Source organism: Erwinia sp. PME.40.26/001, assembly GCF_055556675.1.
The window spans coordinates 47324-69239 of sequence record NZ_JBVHNP010000008.1; the positions used below are offsets into that span (position 1 = coordinate 47324).

Annotated in this window: 20 protein-coding genes and 1 riboswitch; of the genes, 7 read left to right on the forward strand and 13 right to left on the reverse strand. The window is 56.4% G+C overall.

Annotation, left to right across the window (positions count from 1 at the left end; genetic code table 11):
• Positions 1-156 precede the first annotated feature (156 nt).
• The 4 genes from ACZ3HG_RS18760 to ACZ3HG_RS18775 are packed head-to-tail and all read right to left on the reverse strand — an operon-like array spanning position 157 to position 3026.
• Positions 157-1122, reverse strand: coding sequence for a HesA/MoeB/ThiF family protein (locus ACZ3HG_RS18760; protein WP_465333809.1), 966 nt, complete (start codon positions 1120-1122; stop codon positions 157-159).
• A 3-nt stretch (positions 1123-1125) separates the two neighbouring features.
• The gene (locus ACZ3HG_RS18765; protein WP_191935476.1) at positions 1126-1896 is read right to left on the reverse strand and encodes a thiazole synthase; all 771 of its coding nucleotides are present in this window, start codon (positions 1894-1896) and stop codon (positions 1126-1128) included.
• 3 nt (positions 1897-1899) lie between these two features.
• Positions 1900-2097, reverse strand: a complete 198-nt coding sequence (gene thiS / locus ACZ3HG_RS18770; RefSeq protein WP_465333811.1) for a sulfur carrier protein ThiS — start codon at positions 2095-2097, stop codon at positions 1900-1902.
• The gene (locus tag ACZ3HG_RS18775; protein WP_465333813.1) at positions 2094-3026 is read right to left on the reverse strand and encodes an FAD-dependent oxidoreductase; all 933 of its coding nucleotides are present in this window, start codon (positions 3024-3026) and stop codon (positions 2094-2096) included. The genes thiS and ACZ3HG_RS18775 overlap by 4 nt, the downstream gene beginning before the upstream one ends.
• A 154-nt stretch (positions 3027-3180) precedes the next feature.
• A riboswitch (TPP riboswitch) is annotated at positions 3181-3302 on the reverse strand.
• Between the two features lie 328 nt (positions 3303-3630).
• On the opposite strand from ACZ3HG_RS18775, the gene ACZ3HG_RS18780 reads away from it, so the two are divergent.
• Entirely contained in the window at positions 3631-5670 is a 2040-nt protein-coding gene (locus ACZ3HG_RS18780) for a choline transporter (protein ID WP_191935474.1), read from the forward strand.
• Positions 5671-5750: 80 nt separating this feature from the next.
• Here ACZ3HG_RS18780 and ACZ3HG_RS18785 read toward each other — a convergent pair whose 3' ends face one another.
• Positions 5751-6611, reverse strand: a complete 861-nt coding sequence (locus tag ACZ3HG_RS18785; protein ID WP_191937198.1) for a DMT family transporter — start codon at positions 6609-6611, stop codon at positions 5751-5753.
• A 149-nt stretch (positions 6612-6760) separates the two neighbouring features.
• Between ACZ3HG_RS18785 and ACZ3HG_RS18790 the strand changes: the two genes are divergently transcribed.
• Positions 6761-8146 (forward strand): aminotransferase-like domain-containing protein, encoded by a 1386-nt coding sequence (locus ACZ3HG_RS18790; protein ID WP_465333815.1) that lies wholly within the window; start codon positions 6761-6763, stop codon positions 8144-8146.
• A 57-nt stretch (positions 8147-8203) separates the two neighbouring features.
• On the opposite strand, the gene ACZ3HG_RS18795 is transcribed toward ACZ3HG_RS18790, so the two are convergent.
• Positions 8204-9127 carry a LysR family transcriptional regulator gene (locus tag ACZ3HG_RS18795; RefSeq protein WP_465333817.1) on the reverse strand — a complete coding sequence of 308 codons (924 nt, stop codon included), beginning with the start codon at positions 9125-9127 and terminating at the stop codon, positions 8204-8206.
• 99 nt (positions 9128-9226) lie between these two features.
• On the opposite strand from ACZ3HG_RS18795, the gene ACZ3HG_RS18800 reads away from it, so the two are divergent.
• Both ACZ3HG_RS18800 and ACZ3HG_RS18805 read left to right on the forward strand, forming a co-directional pair.
• Positions 9227-10159 (forward strand): MBL fold metallo-hydrolase, encoded by a 933-nt coding sequence (locus ACZ3HG_RS18800; RefSeq protein ID WP_423244851.1) that lies wholly within the window; start codon positions 9227-9229, stop codon positions 10157-10159.
• A 202-nt stretch (positions 10160-10361) separates the two neighbouring features.
• Entirely contained in the window at positions 10362-10820 is a 459-nt protein-coding gene (locus ACZ3HG_RS18805; protein ID WP_465333819.1) for a GNAT family N-acetyltransferase, read from the forward strand.
• A 37-nt stretch (positions 10821-10857) separates the two neighbouring features.
• Here the strand turns inward: ACZ3HG_RS18805 and satP are convergent, their stop codons facing one another.
• From satP to ACZ3HG_RS18820, 3 genes are all read right to left on the reverse strand, one after another.
• Positions 10858-11424 carry an acetate uptake transporter gene (gene satP, locus ACZ3HG_RS18810; RefSeq protein ID WP_191937202.1) on the reverse strand — a complete coding sequence of 189 codons (567 nt, stop codon included), beginning with the start codon at positions 11422-11424 and terminating at the stop codon, positions 10858-10860.
• Positions 11425-11740: 316 nt separating this feature from the next.
• Complete coding sequence (locus ACZ3HG_RS18815; protein ID WP_465333821.1) at positions 11741-12898, reverse strand: MFS transporter; 1158 nt, start codon at positions 12896-12898, stop codon at positions 11741-11743.
• Between the two features lie 127 nt (positions 12899-13025).
• On the reverse strand, positions 13026-14024 hold the full coding sequence (locus tag ACZ3HG_RS18820) for an ROK family protein (protein WP_465333823.1): 999 nt from the start codon (positions 14022-14024) through the stop codon (positions 13026-13028).
• A gap of 240 nt (positions 14025-14264) precedes the next feature.
• Here ACZ3HG_RS18820 and ACZ3HG_RS18825 point away from each other — a divergent pair, with 240 nt between their 5' ends.
• Positions 14265-14432, forward strand: coding sequence for a YhfL family protein (locus ACZ3HG_RS18825; RefSeq protein WP_191935464.1), 168 nt, complete (start codon positions 14265-14267; stop codon positions 14430-14432).
• A 306-nt stretch (positions 14433-14738) separates the two neighbouring features.
• Here ACZ3HG_RS18825 and ACZ3HG_RS18830 read toward each other — a convergent pair whose 3' ends face one another.
• A complete protein-coding gene (locus ACZ3HG_RS18830) occupies positions 14739-15626 on the reverse strand; it encodes a LysR family transcriptional regulator (protein ID WP_191937205.1) in 888 nt (295 codons plus the stop codon).
• A 117-nt stretch (positions 15627-15743) separates the two neighbouring features.
• Here ACZ3HG_RS18830 and ACZ3HG_RS18835 point away from each other — a divergent pair, with 117 nt between their 5' ends.
• On the forward strand, positions 15744-16931 hold the full coding sequence (locus ACZ3HG_RS18835) for an MFS transporter (RefSeq protein WP_465333826.1): 1188 nt from the start codon (positions 15744-15746) through the stop codon (positions 16929-16931).
• On the opposite strand, the gene ACZ3HG_RS18840 is transcribed toward ACZ3HG_RS18835, so the two are convergent.
• Both ACZ3HG_RS18840 and ACZ3HG_RS18845 read right to left on the reverse strand, forming a co-directional pair.
• Positions 16928-17578 (reverse strand): Qnr family pentapeptide repeat protein, encoded by a 651-nt coding sequence (locus tag ACZ3HG_RS18840; protein WP_191935461.1) that lies wholly within the window; start codon positions 17576-17578, stop codon positions 16928-16930. The two genes, ACZ3HG_RS18835 and ACZ3HG_RS18840, sit on opposite strands and share 4 nt — an antisense overlap.
• 1 nt (position 17579) lies before the next feature.
• A complete protein-coding gene (locus ACZ3HG_RS18845) occupies positions 17580-18686 on the reverse strand; it encodes a tyrosine-type recombinase/integrase (protein WP_465333921.1) in 1107 nt (368 codons plus the stop codon).
• 1427 nt (positions 18687-20113) lie between these two features.
• Here ACZ3HG_RS18845 and ACZ3HG_RS18850 point away from each other — a divergent pair.
• Positions 20114-20518 carry an H-NS family histone-like protein gene (locus ACZ3HG_RS18850; protein WP_191935459.1) on the forward strand — a complete coding sequence of 135 codons (405 nt, stop codon included), beginning with the start codon at positions 20114-20116 and terminating at the stop codon, positions 20516-20518.
• Between the two features lie 35 nt (positions 20519-20553).
• Here ACZ3HG_RS18850 and ACZ3HG_RS18855 read toward each other — a convergent pair whose 3' ends face one another.
• Positions 20554-21915, reverse strand: coding sequence for a pyridoxal phosphate-dependent decarboxylase family protein (locus ACZ3HG_RS18855; RefSeq protein WP_465333829.1), 1362 nt, complete (start codon positions 21913-21915; stop codon positions 20554-20556).
• Position 21916 lies beyond the last annotated feature (1 nt).

The window sequence follows — 21916 nt, forward strand, 5'->3', positions numbered from 1 at the left end:
CTGCCGCGCTATAAAAATCAGGCTGTGTTTACTCGCCTCCAGCATGATGTCACGGCTGGCGAGCAGATTTTCACCCAGCATTGGATCTCCTGCGGTCACCAGCGATAGAAAAAGGGCGTTTATCGGCTCATTTCAGACATCCCTTCTCTCATTTTATTAACGGTTTGCCGCGAGGATCGCCAGGTGCCTGAAGCCACGCTGTTCCAGGCGCGCGGCGGCGCTGGCTGCACGGAGCCCGCTGGCGCAGACCAGCACAATCCGGCGGCCAGCTGGCGGTTGCCAGTGGTCGATCTGCTCTGGCAGAACGCGGACAGCGCGATCGCTGATACTGCGAGGGGCTTCCTCTTCGCTGCGCAGTTCAACAATACAATCGCTGCTGGTCAGCAACGGCCTGTCAATAAAGGGGACGCCGGGTCTGTCCGGCTCATCTGCGCCGTCAAAGCGAAACTGCCGGAAATGCCACGTACTGAAATCACAGTTAATCAGGCAGCCAAGCGGTGAGGGTGAAAATCCGAGCAGAATACTGAGTGCCATCTGAGCCTGAAGTGCGCCCAGCGTCGCCACTGCCGGCCCCATCACCCCGGCGGTATTGCAGTTCGCTGCGCTGCCTGGCAACTGCGGGAAAAGTGCACGGTAGCCGGGTGCTCCGCCGCAGAAGCCCCCTACATAGCCCTGCCGCCCCAGCACAGATGCGCTGACCAGCGGAATGCGACGCGGCAGGCAGGCGTCGGAGAGCAGATAAGTGACGGCGAAATTATCGGCGGCATCAATAGCCAGATCGATGCCTTCCAGCGCCTCGGCGACCCGGCTTGCACTCAGAGCCAGTGGCCGTACATCCACGACACACTCGGGGTTACGCCTGTATAGGGCCTGCTGTGCGCACGCTGTTTTCAGATTGCCAATATCCCCCATCCCGAAGAGCGTCTGGCGGTGAAGGTTGTGTTCCTCCACCCGATCGCCATCATAAATCCGCAGGTAACCGACACCGGCCCCGGCCAGCAGCGGAAGCAGCGTGGCACTCAGTCCGCCCGCGCCCACCACCAGCACCCGCGCATGGTGCAGGGCCTGCTGCCCTTCGTCGCCAATTTCCGGCAACATTGACTGTCGTTGATAGCGGCTCATCGGCTACAGCTCCCGTGAGTGAAACTGCGCCATACCAAAAATCGGCGTCGAGGCGCTGGCCATATCGCGACGTTCGACCAGACCGGCCTGCCGGGCATCCCATCCGGCCTGTATGGCAGCAGCAAAGGCCCCTGCCATCCGAACCGGATCCTGCGCTTTGGCAACGGCGGTATTCAGCAAAATACCGTCGAACCCCATCTCCATAGCTTCAGCTGCCTGGCTGGGTGCACCAATCCCGGCGTCGATAATCAACGGAATATCGTTAAACCAGGCGCGCATTGAGCGCAGCCCTTCTCTGTTACGCAGCCCCTGCCCCGACCCGATTGGCGCGCCCCACGGCATCAGCAGTTCACAGCCTGCTTCGATCAGTTTTTCACCCAGAATCAGGTCTTCTGTGGTGTAGGGAAACACCTGAAATCCGTCGGCGCAGAGGATACGCGCTGCCTCCACCAGGGCGAACGGGTCGGGTTGCAGCGTATCGGCATGACCGATCACCTCCAGCTTGATCCACCGCGTATCAAACAGCTCACGCGCCATATGGGCAGTGGTGACGGCCTCCTTCACGCTGTGACAGCCCGCCGTGTTCGGCAGAACCCGCTTATTCAGCCCGGTCAGCAGCTCGCGAAAGGCTGTACCGTGGCTGCCTTCACGGCGCAGACTGACGGTGATAATTTCACTGCCGGAGGCCGCAAGCGCCTGCTGCAGGATCGCCGGAGAGGGGTACCCGGCGGTACCGAGCAGAAAACGTGACTGGGGTACAAAATCATAAAACATCGTTTATCCCCCCTGCATGGGTGACAGGACTTCGAGTTCACAGCCTGATGTGATCGGCTGCGTTTCATAGCGGGCGCGGGGCACGAACTGTCCATTTAACGCGCTGGCGACACAGCCTGCGTCAATCTGCTGTTCGCGCAGCAATTCCGCCAGGGTGCGGGCGGCAGTATCGACCGGCTGGCCGTTAAGCTGAATTTTCATATCAGGTTTTCCTGTATCAGTTGCTGCATCAGGTTTTCCGCCATCACTGGCGCGAGAAGAAAGCCGTGCCGGTACATGCCGTTAACGGACCAGACGCCGTTATGGCGATGAATGGCAGGGACATTATCAGCGTAGGCCGGACGCAGCCCGGTGCCGCTTTCCAGCACTCTGGCTTCGGCCAGTGCCGGGTGGATGGCGTAAGCGGCACTTAGCAGCTCCATCATGGCGCGGGCGCTGATCGGGCTGTCATCGTGGCTTTCCACCATGGTCGCCCCCAGCATAAAGCGCCCCCCCGTGCGCGGTACGAGGTAACAGGGAAAGCGGGGATGGAGTAAGCGGATGGGCCGGGAGAATTGCACCTCATCGCTGTGCAGGATCAGCATTTCGCCGCGAACGGCGCGCAGTCCCGGCTGTTCGTGGGCAGCGTGGATCCCCCGGCAGTCAATAACCGTGCCGCCGGGCTTGTCCTGATGGAAGTCAACGCCGTGTTGAAGCAGGCTGGCCCGCAGCTGCTGCAGCGCGCTGCGCGGGTCGAGATGGGCCTCGCCGGCAAAGAACAGCCCGCGGGCAAAGCGCCCTTCCAGGGCGGGTTCCAGCGTGACCGGTTCCACCCACTGATGGGCGTGCGTCATGCGCGAAAAACGGGTGAGTTCAGGCGCGTCGCGCGGGGGGGCGACTACCAGGGTGCCCTGATGCTCCACGCCTTTGACACGTGCAGACCACCACGGGGCAGACCGCTGGCCCAGCTCAACAACCTCCGCCGGGGCGCTTTCGCCTTCGCACCAGGGGGCCAGCATTCCGCCTGCCCAGTGGGATGCCGCATCATGCCGCGGTGAAGTGATCACCTCCACGGCCTGGCCGTGCTCTGCCAGCATCGTGGCGATGCACAGCCCGGCAACGCCGTCACCGATCACAGACCAGCGGCTCATGAGGTAAGGATCCTGACAGGGAGAAGGGGGGTTACCAATAGCGTCACGTTAGCCTCTCAAAACTAGATGAGACCCGTGATAAGGATAAGGAAAAAGGCTGAGGCGGAATAAACACAGGCCTTCGCGCGGGTACGCTGGGTGGCCGGCTGGCCCGTCATCAGGGTACGCGTCTTCCTACGCCAGTATCAACTGGGTCAGGTTCTAAGGGTCGCTACGCCGCGATAAATCGCTCATTAGCCTCTCAGTCTCTCTGGCGAGACTCCCCTGACAGGAAATAGTTTTATTTTACCGGGTGGGAATCGTCAAGCGATATGCGGTTTTAATGGGGAAAAAGACGGCAATTTGAGACGCTGAAATTTTTTTAATTGAATGCTCAATCAATAAAAACTATCATTCGTGCTTCTGTTTACACAAAATTTACTTTCCGGAGGCGATTTGAGTCAAGAGTTATAACGATTAATCAATAAATTACACTAATATTCATCCTGATGGTTCTCCCAGTGTAATTAGCGGATATACGGCGGATTTTACCCAGTATGCGCTAATGCGCGCTTCGCAGAGCGGACTTCAGGTTCTTTCCCTGATCATTTTTTGCGGAGACATTATGCCGACGACTGAAATACCAGGAAAGCCTCAAAAAGATCGTATCAACCCCGTGGTTTTCTACACCTCAGCAGTATTGATCCTGCTGTTCTCCATGACGACTATTCTGTTCACTGATTTTTCCGATCGCTGGATTAATCGTACCCTCGACTGGGTATCCAACACCTTCGGCTGGTATTACCTGCTGGCCGCCACGCTGTACATCGTGTTCGTTATCTTTATGGCCTGTTCCCGCTTTGGTTCCATTAAGCTCGGTCCTGAGCAGTCCAAGCCCGAGTTCAGCCTGATGAGCTGGGCAGCCATGCTGTTTGCCGCCGGTATCGGTATCGATCTGATGTTCTTCTCCGTCGCCGAGCCGGTCACGCAGTATATGATGCCGCCAGAGGGCCAGGGACAGACGATGGAAGCCGCGCGTCAGGCGATGGTCTGGACGCTGTTCCACTACGGTCTGACCGGCTGGTCCATGTATGCCCTGATGGGCATCGCCCTGGGTTACTTCAGCTATCGCTACGGCCTGCCTCTGACCATTCGTTCGGCCCTGTACCCTATTTTCGGTAAACGTATTAACGGGCCAATCGGTCATACCGTGGACATCGCCGCCGTGCTCGGGACGATTTTTGGTATTGCCACCACATTGGGCATCGGCGTTGTGCAGCTGAACTATGGCCTGAAGGTGCTGTTTGATGTGCCGGAAGGACTGACGGCGCAGGCCGGGCTGATCGTGCTGTCGGTCATCATGGCCACTATCTCGGTCACCTCTGGCGTGAATAAGGGCATTCGCTTCCTGTCAGAGCTCAACGTGCTGCTGGCCTTTGGTCTGATCCTGTTTGTGCTGTTCGTCGGTGATACCAGCTTCCTGCTGAATGCGCTGGTGCTCAACGTCGGGGATTACATCAACCGCTTTATGGGCATGACGCTGAACAGTTTCGCCTTCGATCGTCCAACGGAATGGATGAACAACTGGACGCTGTTCTTCTGGGCCTGGTGGGTCGCCTGGTCACCGTTTGTTGGCCTGTTCCTGGCGCGTATTTCCCGCGGCCGTACTATCCGCCAGTTTGTGGTAGGGACGCTGACCATTCCATTTATCTTTACCCTGCTGTGGCTGTCGATCTTTGGTAACAGCGCCCTATACGAGATTATTCACGGCAATATGGCCTTCGCTGAAGAGACCATGGCGCACCCGGAGCGCGGCTTCTACAGTCTGCTGGCGCAGTATCCTGGCTTTACTTTCAGCGCCTCGGTGGCCACCATCACCGGCCTGCTGTTCTATGTTACCTCCGCGGACTCCGGTTCACTGGTGCTGGGCAACTTTACCTCGCGTCTGGCGGACATCAACAATGATGCGCCAAACTGGCTGCGTATCTTCTGGTCGGTCACCATTGGCGTCCTGACGCTGGGAATGCTGATGGTTAACGGCGTGACGGCGCTGCAGAAGACCACGGTGATCATGGGGCTGCCGTTCAGCTTTGTGATTTTCTTTGTGATGGCCGGTCTGTATAAATCACTGCGGGTTGAAGATCACCGCCGGGCCAGTGCCACGGTGAACACGCCACCGGTAGCGGTATCGCGTGACGATCGCCTGAACTGGAAACAGCGCATTTCACGCGTGATGAACTATCCGGGAACGACCCACACCCGAAAAATGCTGGATAACGTCTGTCGTCCGGCAATGGAAGAAGTCGGGCGTGAGCTGGAACGTCGTGGTGCCAAAGTGCAGGTGAATGAGCTGCCTGCGGTGGAGGATGAGCGTCTGAACCATCTGGAACTGCTGGTTGATATGGCGGATGAGCAGAGCTTCCTCTATCAGATCTGGCCGCAGCGTTACTCGGTACCCGCCTTTACCTACCGGGCGCGCAGCGGCAAATCGGATTACTTCCGTCTGGAAACCTTCCTGCTGGAGGGTACGCAGGGGAACGATTTGATGGACTACACCAAAGAGCAGATCATCAATGACATTCTCGACCAGTATGAGCGTCACCTGACCTTCCTGCATATTCACCGGGAAGCACCGGGTAATTCGATGCCCTTCCCTGAAGCATAAACCCTTAAAAAACCAGACTCCGGTCTGGTTTTTTTTGCTCAGAAAACCGCGTCGTTCTCCTTATTATTGTGGAATGGCGCTCAGGCGAAATGCTTCGCGCCGGCAACACAGAGAATAATCGCCGCCGCACTGACCACCATACTCAGGGCAACCGGCTCGTGGAGGAACAGCGCGCAGAGCAACAGACCAAAAAACGGTTGTAGCAGCTGGAGCTGTCCGACCCCGGCGATGCCACCCAGCGCCAGCCCGCGATACCAGAAAATAAAACCAATCAGCATACTGAACAGTGAGACATAGCCAAGGCTGAACCAGGCGGGCGCGCCGATCCCCTGCCAGCTGTGCGGCAGAGTCATCAGGCCCGTCACCACCATTACCGGTAGCGACAGCAGCAGCGACCAGCTGATCACCTGCCAGCCGCCCAGCCGGCGCGACAGTTCTGCCCCTTCCGCATAGCCCAGTCCGCACAGCAGAATGGCCGCCACCATCATCAGGTTTCCGGTCAGCGATCCCCCTCCGCCTGCTGAGAGAGCAAAACCTGTCACGATCCCGGCACCCAGCAGGGAGAACAGCCAGAAGGCCCGCGCTGGCCGTTCTCCCCCGCGCAGCACCGCGAAAATAGCGGTGGAAAGCGGCAGCAGGCCGATAAAAACCAGAGAACAGGCGGCGGTCATCTCGCGCAGGGCCAGGGCTGTCAGTAAGGGAAAGCCGACGACGACTCCCGCAGCCACCATCAGTAGCGATACCCTGTCGCTGCGCCCGGGGCGTCGCTGCCTCAGCGCCAGCAGCAGTCCCCCGGCGACCAGTGCGGCAATCACCGCGCGGGCAGAGGTCAGAAACAGCGGTGAAAATCCGCCAATGGCCACCCGTGTAGCCGGCAGGGAGCCGCTAAAAATCATCACGCCAAAAAGTCCACTCCACCACCCTGATGTTGTTCGCTGCATAAGTCCTCTGCGTAAGTATAAAAACAGGCATATCCCACGGATAGTAGAGGTCAGAACGGCGGATTCGAAGATACACTACCCCTACAATTAAGTTGTTCTGTATGGGGAGTCTTTCCCATACAGTTGATCACTGACAGGCTGGGATACCGATGACGCTTACCGAAACACTGATTGACGAAATCCGCCGCAGTATTCTGACCGGTACGCTGGCAGCCGGTGACCGGCTGATGTCGGTGCGCCGCTTCGCTGCCGCCAGGAGCGTGTCACCTTCTACGGTCGTCGAAGCCTATGAGAGGCTGGCAGCAGAAGGGGTGATCCGGGCACGGCGCGGTTCCGGTTTTTACGTGTCTGGCACTCCGCTTGTTGGGCGCAGTCTGATTGATACGCGCATCGGGCAGCCACGGGATGTCGATCCTTTCTGGGTCTCCCGCCAGTCGCTGGATGCAGCAGTGGGTGAACTGACGCCGGGCTGCGGCTGGTTGCCCGACGACTGGATGCCTCATGAGGCACTGCGTAAAGGGCTGCGGCAGCTTTCCCGGCTCGACAGCCCCCTGCTGACCGACTACGGCAGTTCCCACGGGTCGCCCAAACTGCGGCGTCTTTTGCTGGCGCGTTTTGCCCGGGAAGGGCTGTCTGCTTCGATGGACCAGCTGATGCTGACCGGGTCGGGGAGCCAGGCTCTGGATTTACTCTGTCGCTATCTGCTGCGCCCGGGCGACAGCGTGGTGGTGGATGACCCCTGCTACTTCAACTTTAAGGCGCTGCTGCGTGCCCACCAGGTGAAGATCACTGGCGTACCCTATACGCCAACTGGCCCCGATATCGCGGTTTTTGAACAGGTTCTTGCTGCGGAGCGCCCGCGTCTTTATATCACTAACTCCGCTCTGCATAATCCGACGGGTGCCTGCCTCTCTGCGCAGACTGCCTATCGCGTGTTAAGTGCCGCCGCGCTGCACGATACGCTGATCATTGAAGACGATATCTTTGCCGACTTCGAGCCGGACCCTTCGCCGCGCCTGGCGATCCCCGACGGGCTTGATCGCGTTATCCGCACCGGGAGTTTTTCGAAAACCCTCTCCGCCTCGGTGCGCTGTGGTTATATTGCCTGCCGGGCCGGGTGGATCGATGAACTGGTTAACCTGCAGATCGCCACCAATTTTGGCGGACCAGGCCCGCTTGCCAGCGAACTGATTGCCGGGGTGCTGTCGGGGGGAAGCTATCGTAAGCATTTGCAGGAGGTGACAACGCGGCTGGATCGCGCCAGAAAAGAGGCGGTGGAACGCCTGGCAACGCTGGGTATCGTGCCGTGGCAGGTACCGCGCGGCGGGTTTTATCTCTGGTGCCGCCTGCCGGACGGCGTGGATTCCACGCTACTGACCCGGCGCTGCCGCGAAGAGGGGGTCATTCTGGCACCGGGGAATGTCTTCAGCGTCTCGCAGACCGCCGGTGGATTTGTACGTTTTAACGTGGCGCATCTCAGTGATGCACGGATTTACTGCGTGCTGAAGCGCGCGATAGCGGAGCAGCACCGGTAACGGGTATGACGACCGCTCGCGTTCAGACTTACCGTCTTGCTGTCAGGCACGAGTCAATCAGCCAGTGCGCATTTTTTCCCGCAGTTTTTCCAGCAGCCATAGCAGGGCCGGGTCGTGGCTGCGGCGCTTATTCCACAACAGGGAGAGGGTAAAGGGCGGTACGCTGACCGGAACGGCGCTGCTCTGCAGGCCGAAGTGTTCCATCCAGCCCGCTGCCAGTCCCTGCGGGACGGTGGTCAGGGCCGGGATCTGCTTCAACATCAGCGGCAGTGAGGAAAAATGGGGGGTCACATAGCGCACCCGGCGGGACAGATTCAGCCGCGCCAGTTGCTCGTCTATCTGGCTCTGACTGGCACCGCGATAAGAAACCAGCAGATGATTATGGGATATATAGTCATCAAGGCTCAGGGGCGAAGTGAGTGCTAACTGGAGCGGGTGCCACAGCGTGCAGAATTCCATACGGGTAACCGGCTCACGCACCGTCCCGGCAGGAATGCCCTGCCCGACCGAAATCGCTACGTCAACGCGATCCTGTTGTACCATTTCCTCATCGTGGAAGGGATCGCTGGCCGTGATATGCAGGGTCACTCCCGGTGCCTGGCGGTTCAGCGTCGACAGCAGGTCGGGCATCAGCCAGCCTTCCACCCAGTCGCTCATCCCCAGACGGAACCGGTGCGTATCGGTTTCAGGTGAAAAGGATGGCGGCTGAAACAGTACCTGCTGCATCTCTTCCATCACCGGAAATAACGAGGCTACCAGTGTCTCGGCGCGCGGCGTCGGCGACATCCCTTTTGCCGTGCGGACAAACAGCGGGTCGTTAAACATCGTACGCAGGCGCGCCAGCGCCCCGCTGACGGCTGGCTGACCGAGGTGAAGGCGTTCAGCGGCGCGTGAAACGCTGCCCTCGCGATGCAAAACCAGCAGCACCATCAGCAGATTCAGGTCGATACGGCTAAAATCATTTTCTCTGATAGTGTGCATTATTTTAATCGATTTGAATGATGTCATTGAGGTCAGGATACTGGCACTCACGCAAAAACGACATGAATTAACGAGGTTAAAATGAAAACGATGGTAATGATGGCCGGTATTGCTTTCTCTGCTTCGGCGCTGGCCGCACCCGAATCTGTTCCGCCGGAGACCCAGGCGCCTGGATTTTACCGCATGACGCTGGGCAAGTTGCGTATCACCGCTGTTTCTGATGGCACGGTCACCATCCCGCTGGATAAGTTACTGACTCATATCAGCCCGCAAAAGCTGCGCGACCGTATGGCCAGTGATGCCATGACGCCGCAGGCAGAGACCTCAATTAACGCATACGTGATTGATAACGGCCAGCAGCGGGTGCTGGTGGATGCCGGGGCGGGCGACCTGTTTGGCCACAACGGCGGTCATCTGCTGGAGAATCTGGCGGCGGCAGGCTATCCGGCAGAAAGCCTCAATGCGGTGCTGCTGACACATATTCATGCCGACCACTCCGGCGGTGTCTCGCGCAGCGGCAAACTGGCCTTCCCCAATGCCCGGGTTTACGTTGAGAAGAAAGACGCAGACTTCTGGCTGACGCCCGGCAACGTTAAGAAGGTGGCAGCCAGCCAGGCCCACACCTTTGCCGAGTCTGAACGTACGTTGCGCCCGGTCATTGATGCCGGACGTCTGAGCACGTTCAGCGCTCCCGCGACGGTATTTGCCGGTATACGGGCCATCCCGGCACCCGGACATACGCCGGGTAGCGTGCTGTACCGCGTGGAGAGTGAAGGACAGACGCTGGTGCTGTGGGGCGACATTATTCATGCAAAATCGGTTCAGATGCCCGATCCGCATGTGGCAATCCACTTCGATGTTGACCAGAAAAAAGCCGTACAGACGCGTGAGGCGGTACTGGCGCAGATGGCGCAGGAGGGGAACTGGGTAGCTGCTGCACACATTGCCTTCCCGGGGCTGGGACACGTTAAACGCGACGGTAGCGGCTATCGCTGGGTGGCAGCGAATTATACAACGCAGCTCAGCCATTAATCCCCGGTCAGGGGCACGTCTGTGCCCCTGACCGGATGCCGACATTACCCACACCCTGCTCTCTTCTGTCAATCGCTGCATAAGCGCCAGCGCGTTCAGTGTTGCTGCGTTGAATTCGCCTGAAATCACGTTATCATCCTTATCGTATCCTCGTGCAGACTGGCTGACGCAGGGTTTATCGGACCATTTCAGGGAAAAATCGATGATATTAAGACCCATGCAGGCGGACGAGTTTCCGGCTTACCGTCAGATCGTGATTGCAGAGTATGGCAGAGACCTCGCAGAGTCGCGGCGTTGCTCCCTGGAAGATGCCCTTAGCCGCGCAACAACCCTGATTGACCAGGCCCTGACCCAGGGCGTTAACAGCCCTCCCCAGCGTTTGTTGTGTATCACGGCAACGGAGGGCGCCGAGCCGCCGGTGGGTTACCTTTGGATCAGCGTCAGCGAAAATATCGCCTGGATTTATGATATCTATCTGCTTCCCGAATGGCGCGGGAAAGGGTATGGAAAACAGGCGCTGGACGTGATTAACCAGCAGCTGACCCTGGAAGGCATCACGGAAACCGGTCTGCGTGTAGCAGCCAACAACAGCCGTGCGAAAAAGCTGTATGAAAGCCTTGGGTTTGTGTTAACGGGTTACAATATGTCTAAACGGTTATGACCGTTTCCGCCTGCCCGGGACACAGGCAGGCGGAGGATTACTGTTTTTCGCCCAGGGGTAAGATGGGGCGGCCAAACTGTTCGTTAAGCACTTCGGCCATCGCCAGGTAAATCGCGCTGGCACCACAGACCAGTCCTGTCCCGCCTGCAAACCGGATGATTGCAGCGTTATCCATCAGATGGCCAATGGCCAGCAGCGCAAACAGCACCGTCAGGCTGAGAAATACGAATTGCAGCATGCGGTTGCCGTTCAGGGTGGCGAAAAACATAAACAGAGTGAAAATGCCCCACAGGCCGAGAAACGCCCCGAGGAAGTGCGCGTTGGCGGGCTCTGACAGGCCCAGTTCAGGCATCAGAATAATGGCGACCAGTGTCAGCCAGAAGCAGCCGTAAGAGGTAAAGGCAGTCATACCGAAGGTATTGCCTTTTTTATATTCCAGCAGGCCTGCAAAGACTTGTGCGATCCCGCCGTAAAACATGCCAGTGGCGAGGATAATACCGTCCATCGGGAAAAAGCCTATATTGTGCAGGTTCAGCAGGACCGTTGTCATACCAAAACCCATCAGTCCCAATGGTGCCGGATTCGCTAATGTCGTGTTACTCATAAGTCCTCAGAAAATGATGATGCGCAGAAAATGTGGATGCCGCACTCAGGGCGGGGCGCGGGATCATAATCAGTGTGGCCGTTATGCTCTTTGATCTCAGCAGGGAGAAAATGAATATTTTGCGCGATGTCGGTATCGTGAAAGCAAATAGTCCGAGTTATAGTTACAACATACGGGTAGTTACTATTAAAATCGACCTCTGTAAGATCGGTATTCAATTCAAATTCGCGGAATCTGTAAGTATATAGCTAAGGCAGGAAAAATCTCTGTGTTCACCAGGCATCCCTGCCCGTTCATGCACCAGAAATAAAATCGCTTAATATTTCAGTTTAAAAGCACCCAGCACGATCACCATAAACGCGACGGCGACCAGGGCAAAAGCGACATAAAGATTGGTCAGATGCGCCACCCAGCCAATCAGTGCCGGACCACCCAGTATGCCGAGATAGCCGAGCGTGGCCACCAGAGCCACTGCGCGGTGAACCGGCATTACTTTCTCCTGACCCGCCAGGGTGATCAGCACCGGGGCAATATTGGCCGCACCAATGCCCACCAGAACAAAACCGCACAGCGCCATGATCCAGCCCGGTACCAGCACCACTATCAGATACCCTGCAATGCCCAGCATGCCGCCGGCGACCAGCACCCGCTGTCGACCCAGCCTATTCACGACCGCATCCCCCGTTGCGCGCATCAGGGACATCGCGACCGCAAAGGCCGCGAAGCCCCAGCCGGCATGTTCCACCGCCATACCGCGATCCTGAATCATGAAAATACCGCTCCAGTCCAGAATGGACCCTTCAGCCATAAAGCAAATCATCGCCATGATCGCCATCAGGACCAGACGGAAGTTAGGCCGGCTGGCAGTATCAACTGGCTGATGTGGATCGTCCCCGCCAGCAGTCAGCAAGGCAGGAAAAGAACAGGCCGTGACCAGTACAATCAATGCCACCGCCCAGAAAGTCGCCGCCAGGGGAGTGACCCCTGCCCCAAGCAGCAGCGCACCGCCACCGGCACCGGCGATGCCGCCCACGCTCCACAGGCAGTGGAATCCGGACATTAAGGGCTTGTCCGCGGCCTGCTCAACCAGCGTCCCCTGGACGTTTATGGCCACATCGGCCAGCCCGATCCCCATGCCAAACACAAACAGGCTGGCGGCCAGTAAACGGATATCATCCAGCGTGGCCAGCAGTGGCAGCATCAGACAGTAAAGCACCACAGAGACAACAATCACCCGCCGGCAGCCCGCTATGCCGATGATGCGACCCGATCCCAGCATGGCGATCAGCGAGCCGGCCCCCAGGCACAGGAGCAGCAGTCCGAGATGACCGGCTTCCGCATGGGTGCGCATTTGCGCATAGGGTACCAACGCCGCCCACAGGCCCATGGCCATGCCGGTGACAAAAAAGATTGCCCGGGTAGCGCTGCGTCGGGCCTGACTTCCTATCTGCTGAGAGAGAACATTCACCGACATCGCGCACCTTTTTAAAAAAGACTTATTAAAAGACAATTAGTAAGTAAAAAGTATAGGTACGGTTTGAAAGAGATGTCAATGAGCGCGAGAGGAGACAGGTGGCAACCGGATGGATTACCGTTCGTCATTATTCGCCAAATAAACGGTGATGGTTGTAGTTTTCAAGCGTCAGCTCAGCGATGCCCTGCAGGTAATCCTGACGAATTGAGGGGCGGTAAATCAGGGCAGGAAGGTGCTTTTCCGGAATATGCTTTTGACAGATCTGCACTATCTCGGGGAGCTGAGACTGGTTGAGACGCGTTCCGGACAGGGCCACCATCACCGGGTTAATCAGTGCGGCCAGGGAGACCACAATGTGTGCCAGTTCCTCTGTCAGCGATAGCGTGATACCCGGGGTAAACGGCAGATGGGAGACCTCGCCGGCGAAGTTATTCGCCCCGGTCAGCACCTGACCGTTGATCACCATGCCACACCCGGTACAGGGAACATCAGGTTTGAAAATATAGGCAACCGGTGCTTTCACGCCGGGACAGTTACTGCGGTAAAAGCCCCATGCCGTAAAGTTGATATCGTTGCCCACTTCAGTAAATCGCCCTGAGCGCGAGGCGATCTCTGCGGTAACCGCCATGCCGGTAAACAACGAGATATCGCAGGAGGTGACGACCCCGTCAACAATCACGCCGGGCAGGCCGATGCCTATCGCCTGTACGACCGGAAATACCGCCAGCAGCGAGGCAATCTGCTGATAAAATCGTTCCGCCGTCAGGGGGATAAAGGGCATATCTCCGCTGTCCAGTGGCTCTCCGGTCGCAGAGGTCACTGACCAGACCAGCTCGGCGGCCTCATCGCTGCCAGCGGCATAGAGGCTGAGTACAGAGAAAAAATCGGGATTACAGGCGTATCGCTGCGCGGGCCTGCCGCCGCGGGAGGCTTCCCGCTCCAGTGTCAGCACTTCACCACTGGTAGCGAGTTCATTCAGCACGGCTCCGCAAGTGGCTGCACTCAGCCCGGTGTTTGCGGCCACCTCCCCCTTCGTCGCCGCCCCCAGCGCTTTTAGCGTGCGGATGACCAACGCAATATTATTTTTGCGTATTTCACGGGTGGTACTGTTTGCCGGAGTGTTCATTTCGCCTCAATCTGCTGCAGAAAACCGGCCTAACTTAGCACAAAAGTAGTTACTGACGCCCAAAAACCGCATGAGTTCACTCACTTGTGCAATGCAGAACTCATCCTTCACTTTCCCCGGCGGTTAGAAGTCGTAATTCAGCTAAAGTAAGTTGAAAATATAATTTCACATTGTTTCATTTTGTTTTTTTTCTTATTATCTCGGCTCGTAATTCATGACAGTATAAACAAAGGATGTTAAATGAATCGTGTTGTAAAATTACTGATCGTTGGCGCTTGCCTTTCTTTTCTGACCGCCTGTACCGGCCACGTCGAAAATAAACAAAAAAACTGTACTTATGACTACCTGCTTCATCCTGCAGTATCTATTTCAAAATGGATCGGCGGCTGCGGCCCGACTGAAAAGTAGTTACCACAAGGCCGGGGGAAAAACCCCGGCCTAAAAACGATTATTTATCAACGAAGTAAAAAAACCAGCAAAACATAACCCTTTAAAATAAAATCTATCACAGAAAAATGCTGGCAACGCTACCGGCTCTTCATGACCCCGGCCTGATGAAAAACATTACAGTTAAATAAAGAGTACTACCAGTGTAATTCATGGCAGGTCTGTCTTGCATTCTCACCCCATCTTTCGTTGACGATTACCGACACTTTATTAATTAAACCGATAATAAATAATTCCACTGATGTTATTTTATCTCTTATCGCTTTTTTAACGGATGGGTGAATGAAAGACATTGTCAGCAAGAAAATCAACGAGTGCACGGATCTTGGGTGAGGGATGCCGGCTGGCAGGCCACAGAATATGGAAAGTCCCCCGCCACTCAATATACTCACCGAGTATCGGCACCAGGCTACCGTCTGCCACCTGCTGGCGAACAGAAAAATCGGGCAGGCAGGCGATGCCCAGACCACGCTGGGCAAAACAGACGCGGGTTTCGATATTATTGCATACCATGGACGCGGGGATCGCCAGATCGCCTGCGCCGCGCAACGGCCATTTCTCCAGTTTTCCGCTGTGGGGGAAACGATAGTGCAGGCAGCGGTGCATCAGCAGATCGGCAGGCTCCCGTGGTGTTCCTCTCTCCGCAAGATAGGCCGGGGAGGCAACCAGCATCGCGCCAAAGTAGCCCAGTCGCCTTGCAGACAGGCGTGAATCAGCGGGCTCCCCGGTTCTGATCACCGCGTCAAATCCCTCTTCAATCACCTCAACCATCTGGTCGGTAAAGTCCAGATCCAGTTCGATATCAGGATACTGGCGCATAAAATCACCCAGCACTGGCAGCATCAACGTACTGACCAGCGGCAGGCTGATGCGCAGACGTCCGGCAGGCTTACCGCTCACCTGCGACAGCTCCAGCTGCGCGGCCTCTACCTCGGCCAGAATACGCCGGCAGCGAGCCAGAAAAAGCGCACCTTCCGCGGTAAGGGTGATGCTACGAGTGCTGCGGTGAAACAAACGTACACCGAGCTTCTCCTCCAGTCGCGCCACGTTTTTACCCACCGCGGAGGGCGAAAGCCCCAGCTGCCGTCCGGCGCTGACAAAACTGCGTGTCTCGGCCACCTGGACGAAAACATTAAAACCACTCAGGCTGTCCATTACGCCCTCATTAGAGAAAATTATTCCGGAGTAACCCGCACTATACCCCAGTTTTTCTTTAATACGGCATTGATTAAGGTGAGCGGGCGATTCACGCCTCACTCACGGAAAACACTCATGACGCTTATAACGACTACTCAGGGCAACGTTGCTGACAAACTCCCTGTTTCTGCCCTGCTCGCGCTGGCGGTAGCAGGCTTCATTACCATCCTTACCGAAGCACTTCCCGCAGGCATGCTGGCGGCAATTGCAGACGGCCTCCGCGTGACGCCAGCTCTGGCTGGGCAACTGGTCACTGTGTATGCCGTCGGATCGCTGCTGGCAGCTATTCCACTCACCCTGGCGACACAGACTCTGCGGCGACGCCCGCTGCTGTTAAGCGCTATTGCGGGTTTTGCCGTCGCAAATACCCTGACGGCGGTATCTGAGCATTATCTGCTGACGCTGGCAGCACGTTTTGTCGCTGGGGTATCGGCAGGGCTACTGTGGGCCCTGCTGGCAGGGTATGCAGCCAGAATGGTCAAGGACGCCATGAAGGGTCGGGCGATTGCCCTGGCAATGGTGGGCACGCCGCTCGCGCTGGCGGTCGGCATTCCACTGGGCACCTGGTTGGGGCAGATAATAGGCTGGCGCAGCTGTTTCCTGTCGATTAGCGCACTGACGCTGGTGCTGATGGGCTGGATCCTGTTCAGCGTACCCGACTTCTCCGGTCAGCCTGCACAGCGTCGCCAGCGTTTAATACCGGTTATGAAGCTTCCCGGTGTTCGTCCTATTCTGCTGGTCACGCTGATTTTTGTACTGGCGCACAACATTCTGTACACCTATATTTTTCCCTTCCTTGAGCGGGCAAATATGGCTGGCAGTATCAGCGGGATCCTGCTGACCTTTGGTCTGACATCGTTACTGGGGATCGGTATCGTGGGTGCCAGAGTGGATCGCTGGCTGCGGGGGCTGTCACTGCTGGCAACCGCGCTGTTTGCCCTGTCTGCCGTGTTAATGACTTCAGCTCTTCCCTCTGCCATTTATACAGCCACCGGCCTGTGGGGGCTCGCCTTTGGCGGGGCCGCCACTCTGTTTCAGACGGCACTGGCAAAAAGTGCCGGGGATGCGGCAGATATCGCTCAGTCAATGCTGGTAACGGCATGGAATCTGGCCATCGCTGGCGGGGGGCTGGCAGGTGCAGCCATTCTGCACAGCCTCGGGGCCGGCTACTTTCCCCCGATCGTGCTGTCGCTGCTGTTGCTGACTGCGTTGATCGTCTTGCTGGCGAAGCAGCACGGTTTTCCACCGGCAGACAGTGATTAATCAACCACCTGAATGCCCAGCCGCTCTACCAGGAAACACACCTGTGCGCTATCGAGTTTGACGCCTTCGAGGTCGGTGGTGCGCAGGTCGAGTTCACTCGTCACCGAACGTGTCAGATCGCAGTGGGTAAAATCCGCCGAGCGCCAGTCAAACGAATTAAATTCACCGCCTGACAGATCGGAACCGCTGAAAGAGGCCCCGAGTACATGGGTTCCTACCCAGCGGTTCTCCCACAACTCACATTTTTCCAGCACAACTTTGGAAAAGTTGGCGTAACTGAGATTTGTTTTGGTGATGAAGGCGCTGCAAAACCAGCTCTTTGTGGTGATCATATTCATAAAGCTGGCCCCGCGAAAATCGACGCCCTGCGCCCGGCACTCACTGATCTCAATGCCCAGCGCATCGACCGAACGAAAGTTATTCATGGTCAAATCGCAGTGTCTGAAGCTGGCCTCCCTGAGAACCGCCCCGCTGAAGTTGCAGCCCTGCTCAGTTTCGCGGTCATAGAACTGGCAGTGAACAAATCGTGAGTCGGTGAGGTCGCAACCGGAGAAATCACAATTGATAAAGCGGGTTTTTTCAACGGTGCGACCGGTAAAATGTTGGGTGGTGAATTTTTCATTACGGTAAACCGGTGACACTGTCATTTCAGGGCTCCATATAAAGTAACGCGCGCTCATCGAGCTGCAGTTTTTCGCCGGGATAACGATGTTCCAGGGCATGGTAGGATTCCGCAGCGATAATCCGTTCAATACTGTCGGACAGCGCATTCAGTGCCTGCTGCATTTGCGGCAGATAGTTGTGCGTGTCATACACCCGGTCAATGCCTTCCAGGGCATGATTCATGATCTTACGGGCGACATCATTAGGGGTATTAAGAGCAGCCAGCCGTGAACGTGCGCTGCGTCGCAGATCGCGCGTGGTAAATGCCTCAAGTCCCAGCCCGCGTTCCGCGCGAAGCATCCGTCGTAATGCCTGAGTCACCGCCCCGCGCGACAAAGGTTGTGACACCGTCACGGGTGACGGCACCAGCCAGGGTGAATCCGGCGGGCTGGCGTGTAACAGGGCCTCAATGCAGGTACGCATCAGCGGCGTCAGCGGCAGGATATGTTCGCGCTGCGACTTGTTACGGGTACCCTGCCGCCAGATGCCGGACGTGAGGTTAAATTCCTCTTTTCGCGCCTGAACAACCTCATCAGGCCTACGAGCCGTCAGCAGGCAAAGGCGCAGCGCCCAGCGGCACTGCTCTGAGAGTTCCCAGGCATCCAACCCGTGCCAGAACACCCAGACTTCAGCGTCGCTCAAGGTTCGGTTGCCCGGCGGTGAGCTTCTGCCTGCAACATCGCGTTTTTTCATCGCACTGAGAGGGGAATGCTCAATGTAGCCCTGCATCTCGGCCCAGGCAAAAAATTGCTTACACAGGGCAAAAACGCGGCGGGCCTCCTCTTTTTTACCCTCAGCAATCAGAATATTAAACAGGCGGTTAAGCTGCAGGCGGGTGATCCCGGCCAGCGGCCGCTCTCCGATCGCCGGCAATACGTGCTTCAGCAGTGACGAGATGGCAATTTCCGGACGCCGACGCGTTTGTAACAATGACAGTCTGACCCACAGCTTCATCACCTGCAGCACCGAGCCCTCACTACCGCTGGCTTCCAGCTCAATCAGCGACGATCCTCGCACTTCGTGCAGCCAGAGAACAACATGGCGACCGACCAGCGGGGATGCAATAATCCCAGGATTACAGGATTCAAGCATCATGTAATCCTGGGATTATATGATTCTCTCTTGCTCTCATTACTGTCCTCCCGGGTCCGCCCCACTGGTTCCTGCCACGCTGAAGCGATGATTTTACCGCGTCCGGTCTTATGACTCCAGACTTAATAGGTCTGGAGTCATAATGATTGCACAGCGACCATAATGAGACGTTCAACCTCACTGACGGGCACACCCTCAGTTTTGCCCAAAAAGGCCGTGGCCAGGATGATGGCAATGATTTTAAAGCAGCGTCGGTGACATGATGCGGACACCCGGCAACAAACCCTCTTTTCCGTGGCGAGGGAAAAGCAGCATAAATATCCGGCATGACGCCCGGAAGAAACAGAAAACGGCAGTCATGAGAGAAAAACACGTTCAGGCACCGGGCATAGCGGGAAAAACCGCACGCTCGCATTAATCATGACGTTTCCTGCTCTGTCACGTTTATCTTCGTATAATTACGATTATCTCGCCTGCCGTTAAATAAATAATTAAAAAAAGTCAGGCGTACTAACAGGCCCCCTGACAGGTCAGCACTCTTCTGTCCCGGTAAAAAATCTGAAAGTGCAGATAATAAACCGGCGAGAGACTCAGAAGGAATAAACAGACCGGTTTAAAGCCATTTTCCGGTAGCATCGCCAACCGAAAAATAACAACATCGGGGACATTTTATGACAGCAAACACGGAGACAGGACCGGGCTTAAAATGACGCTTTTCCTGCTAAAACCAGGATCTGTGACGCTATTGTCGGCAAATGATCGATAGCAGTGATCATTTGCCGTATGTTGTAACTAAAAACAAAAGAAATGTGCAGAGGGATGAAGAAAGTCTGTGTGCTCCCTTTTATCTGACAGTTATCTGTTTTTTACGCGCTGGCTATTATCGCCAGACAACGAGGTCAGCTTCACCAGCCCCCCTGAGAACAATAAGGAATAGCATTTCTGCAGGAGATTAGAATCAACCTATTCACGATACATAACATTCAGTGACAGGCCCCGTTGCATTATCTTTTTTAAGCAACGCCGTTACCTGTATAATCCTGACAGCCACTGTGCCAGCTCACACGGCCTGACGAAAAAATGGGCAGAAAAACGAGAGCATCAGTCTTCAGACGGAAAAGGGCGGGTATACAATACGTTATGAATGGGGGGGTTTTCAGCGGTATTTCATGATATATACTGTCAAAAATCATGGATAAAGTTTCAGCTATCAACTTTTGATTTCAACAGATTCGTTAAGATTTATCCCATAAGTTGTAAATATAACGATATGCCACCCTGTTCTGCAGAGGACGAAAGTGATATCCCGGTAACATTTAAACCAATATTTTTCTACTTTAGTGTTTTTTCACTCTTCATTTGTCTGTACACTGAGTCTCGTTATGTAGTATCTAATTTAAACCAACCCACAGGTTATGGATTCCGTTATGAGCGAAACACTGAAAGTATTAAATAATATTCGCACCCTTCGTGCCCAGTCTCGTGAAGTGTCTTTAGCTGAACTGGAAGAGATGCTGGAGAAACTTGAAGCGGTTGTGAACGAACGTCGTGAATCAGAAGCCGCTATCGCATCTGAGATTAAAGAAAAAGAAGAGAAACTGGCTAAATATCGCCAGATGCTGCTGGAAGACGGTATCGATTTAAGCGAACTGACCGCAGCAGATAATACCGCCAGCAAAACACGTGCCAAACGCGCACCACGTCCGGCCAAATATCAATATACTGATGAAAACGGCGAGCAAAAATCATGGACCGGCCAGGGCCGTACCCCGGCAGTAATTAAACAGGCACTGGATGCCGGCAAGAAGCTTGAAGATTTCCTGATCAAGTAAATGCCAACCGGCCGCCAGACGGGCGGCCGGACGATTTATTTCGCTTCAGACAGCGTTTGCTGATAGATCCTGCTCAATAATACCTTCAGTTTTTCCGTGTGGATATTCTCCGTGCGCCATGAACAAATACTGATACGCAGCGCCGCTTTTCCCTGCCACACCGTTCCAGAAAACCAGGCTTCTCCTGACGCCTGCAATACCTCACGCACTCGCGCCGTCTGTGCATCGTCCTGTGCCCGAAACAGGATTTGATTGATCACAACTCTGTTCAGAATCTCGTATCCAGCAGTTTGCAGTCCGGTACTGAGCTCCCGCGCCAGTTCACAGTGGCGTTCGACCATCGCTGCGACACCTTCACGCCCCAGCGTACGGAGCGCCGCCCAGACAGGTATCCCCCGGGGACGACGGGAAAACTCCAGCGTCAGGTTTTTCTGCGCATCCTGCGCAGCAGCGGAATAGACAGCATCCGCGTTCATCGCTTCAGACAGCGCCTCCGGATGGCGGCAGATGGCCATGGCACAGTCATAGGGTGTATTCAGCCACTTATGCCCGTCCGTCGTCCAGCTGTCAGCCTGTCCGACCCCCACGGTCAGTCCTTTCAGGGCCGAAGCGCGAGCCCACAGGCCAAACGCGCCGTCGACGTGTACCCAGGCCCCGGCGGCATGAGCCACCGGGATCAGCGTGGCAAAATCATCAAACTCCCCGGTGTTCACCTCTCCGGCCTGTAAACAGAGCACAGTAGCGTTGTCCAGCGGGGGCAGGCGTGCCGCATCAATTTGCCCTCGTTCATTGACCGGAGCGACCTGCAGATTTCTCAGCCCAAAACCCAGCACCCGCAGCGCTTTTTTCACGGTGATGTGGGTCAACGCTGAGATCACCACCTTGATCTGCGGCGCACCGGCCAGCCCATCCAGGTCAACGTCCCATCCCTGCCGCAGCAGTAGCTCACGGCGCGCGGCCACCAGGCAGCTCAGCGTACAGGCTGTGGCACTGGTGCCAAACCCGACGGCACTGTCGCGGGGCAGATCGAGGATCTCCAGCAGCCAGCGGCCGGCCAGGCGTTCCAGCGTAGCGGAGACCGGCGAATTATCCCATCCGGATGCGCACTGATCCCAGGCGATCATCAGCCGCTCGGCGGCTGTCGCCACGGGAAGTGAGGCTCCAATGACAAAACCAAAATAATCCGGACCGTTGGAGGCCACGGTGCCCGGTGACCCCGCATCATCCAGCAGCGCCAGCGTCTGCTCTGCGGGCAGGCCTTTTAACGGCAATGCTTCGTCAAAGCGTGCCAGCCCGGCCAGCGCTTCGGCATCGGGGAAAACGCGTCGTGTCGGCAGCGAGGCGCTGTAGCGGCCCGCACGGATATCCGCTGCAGTTATCAGGTCAGCTTCATTCATT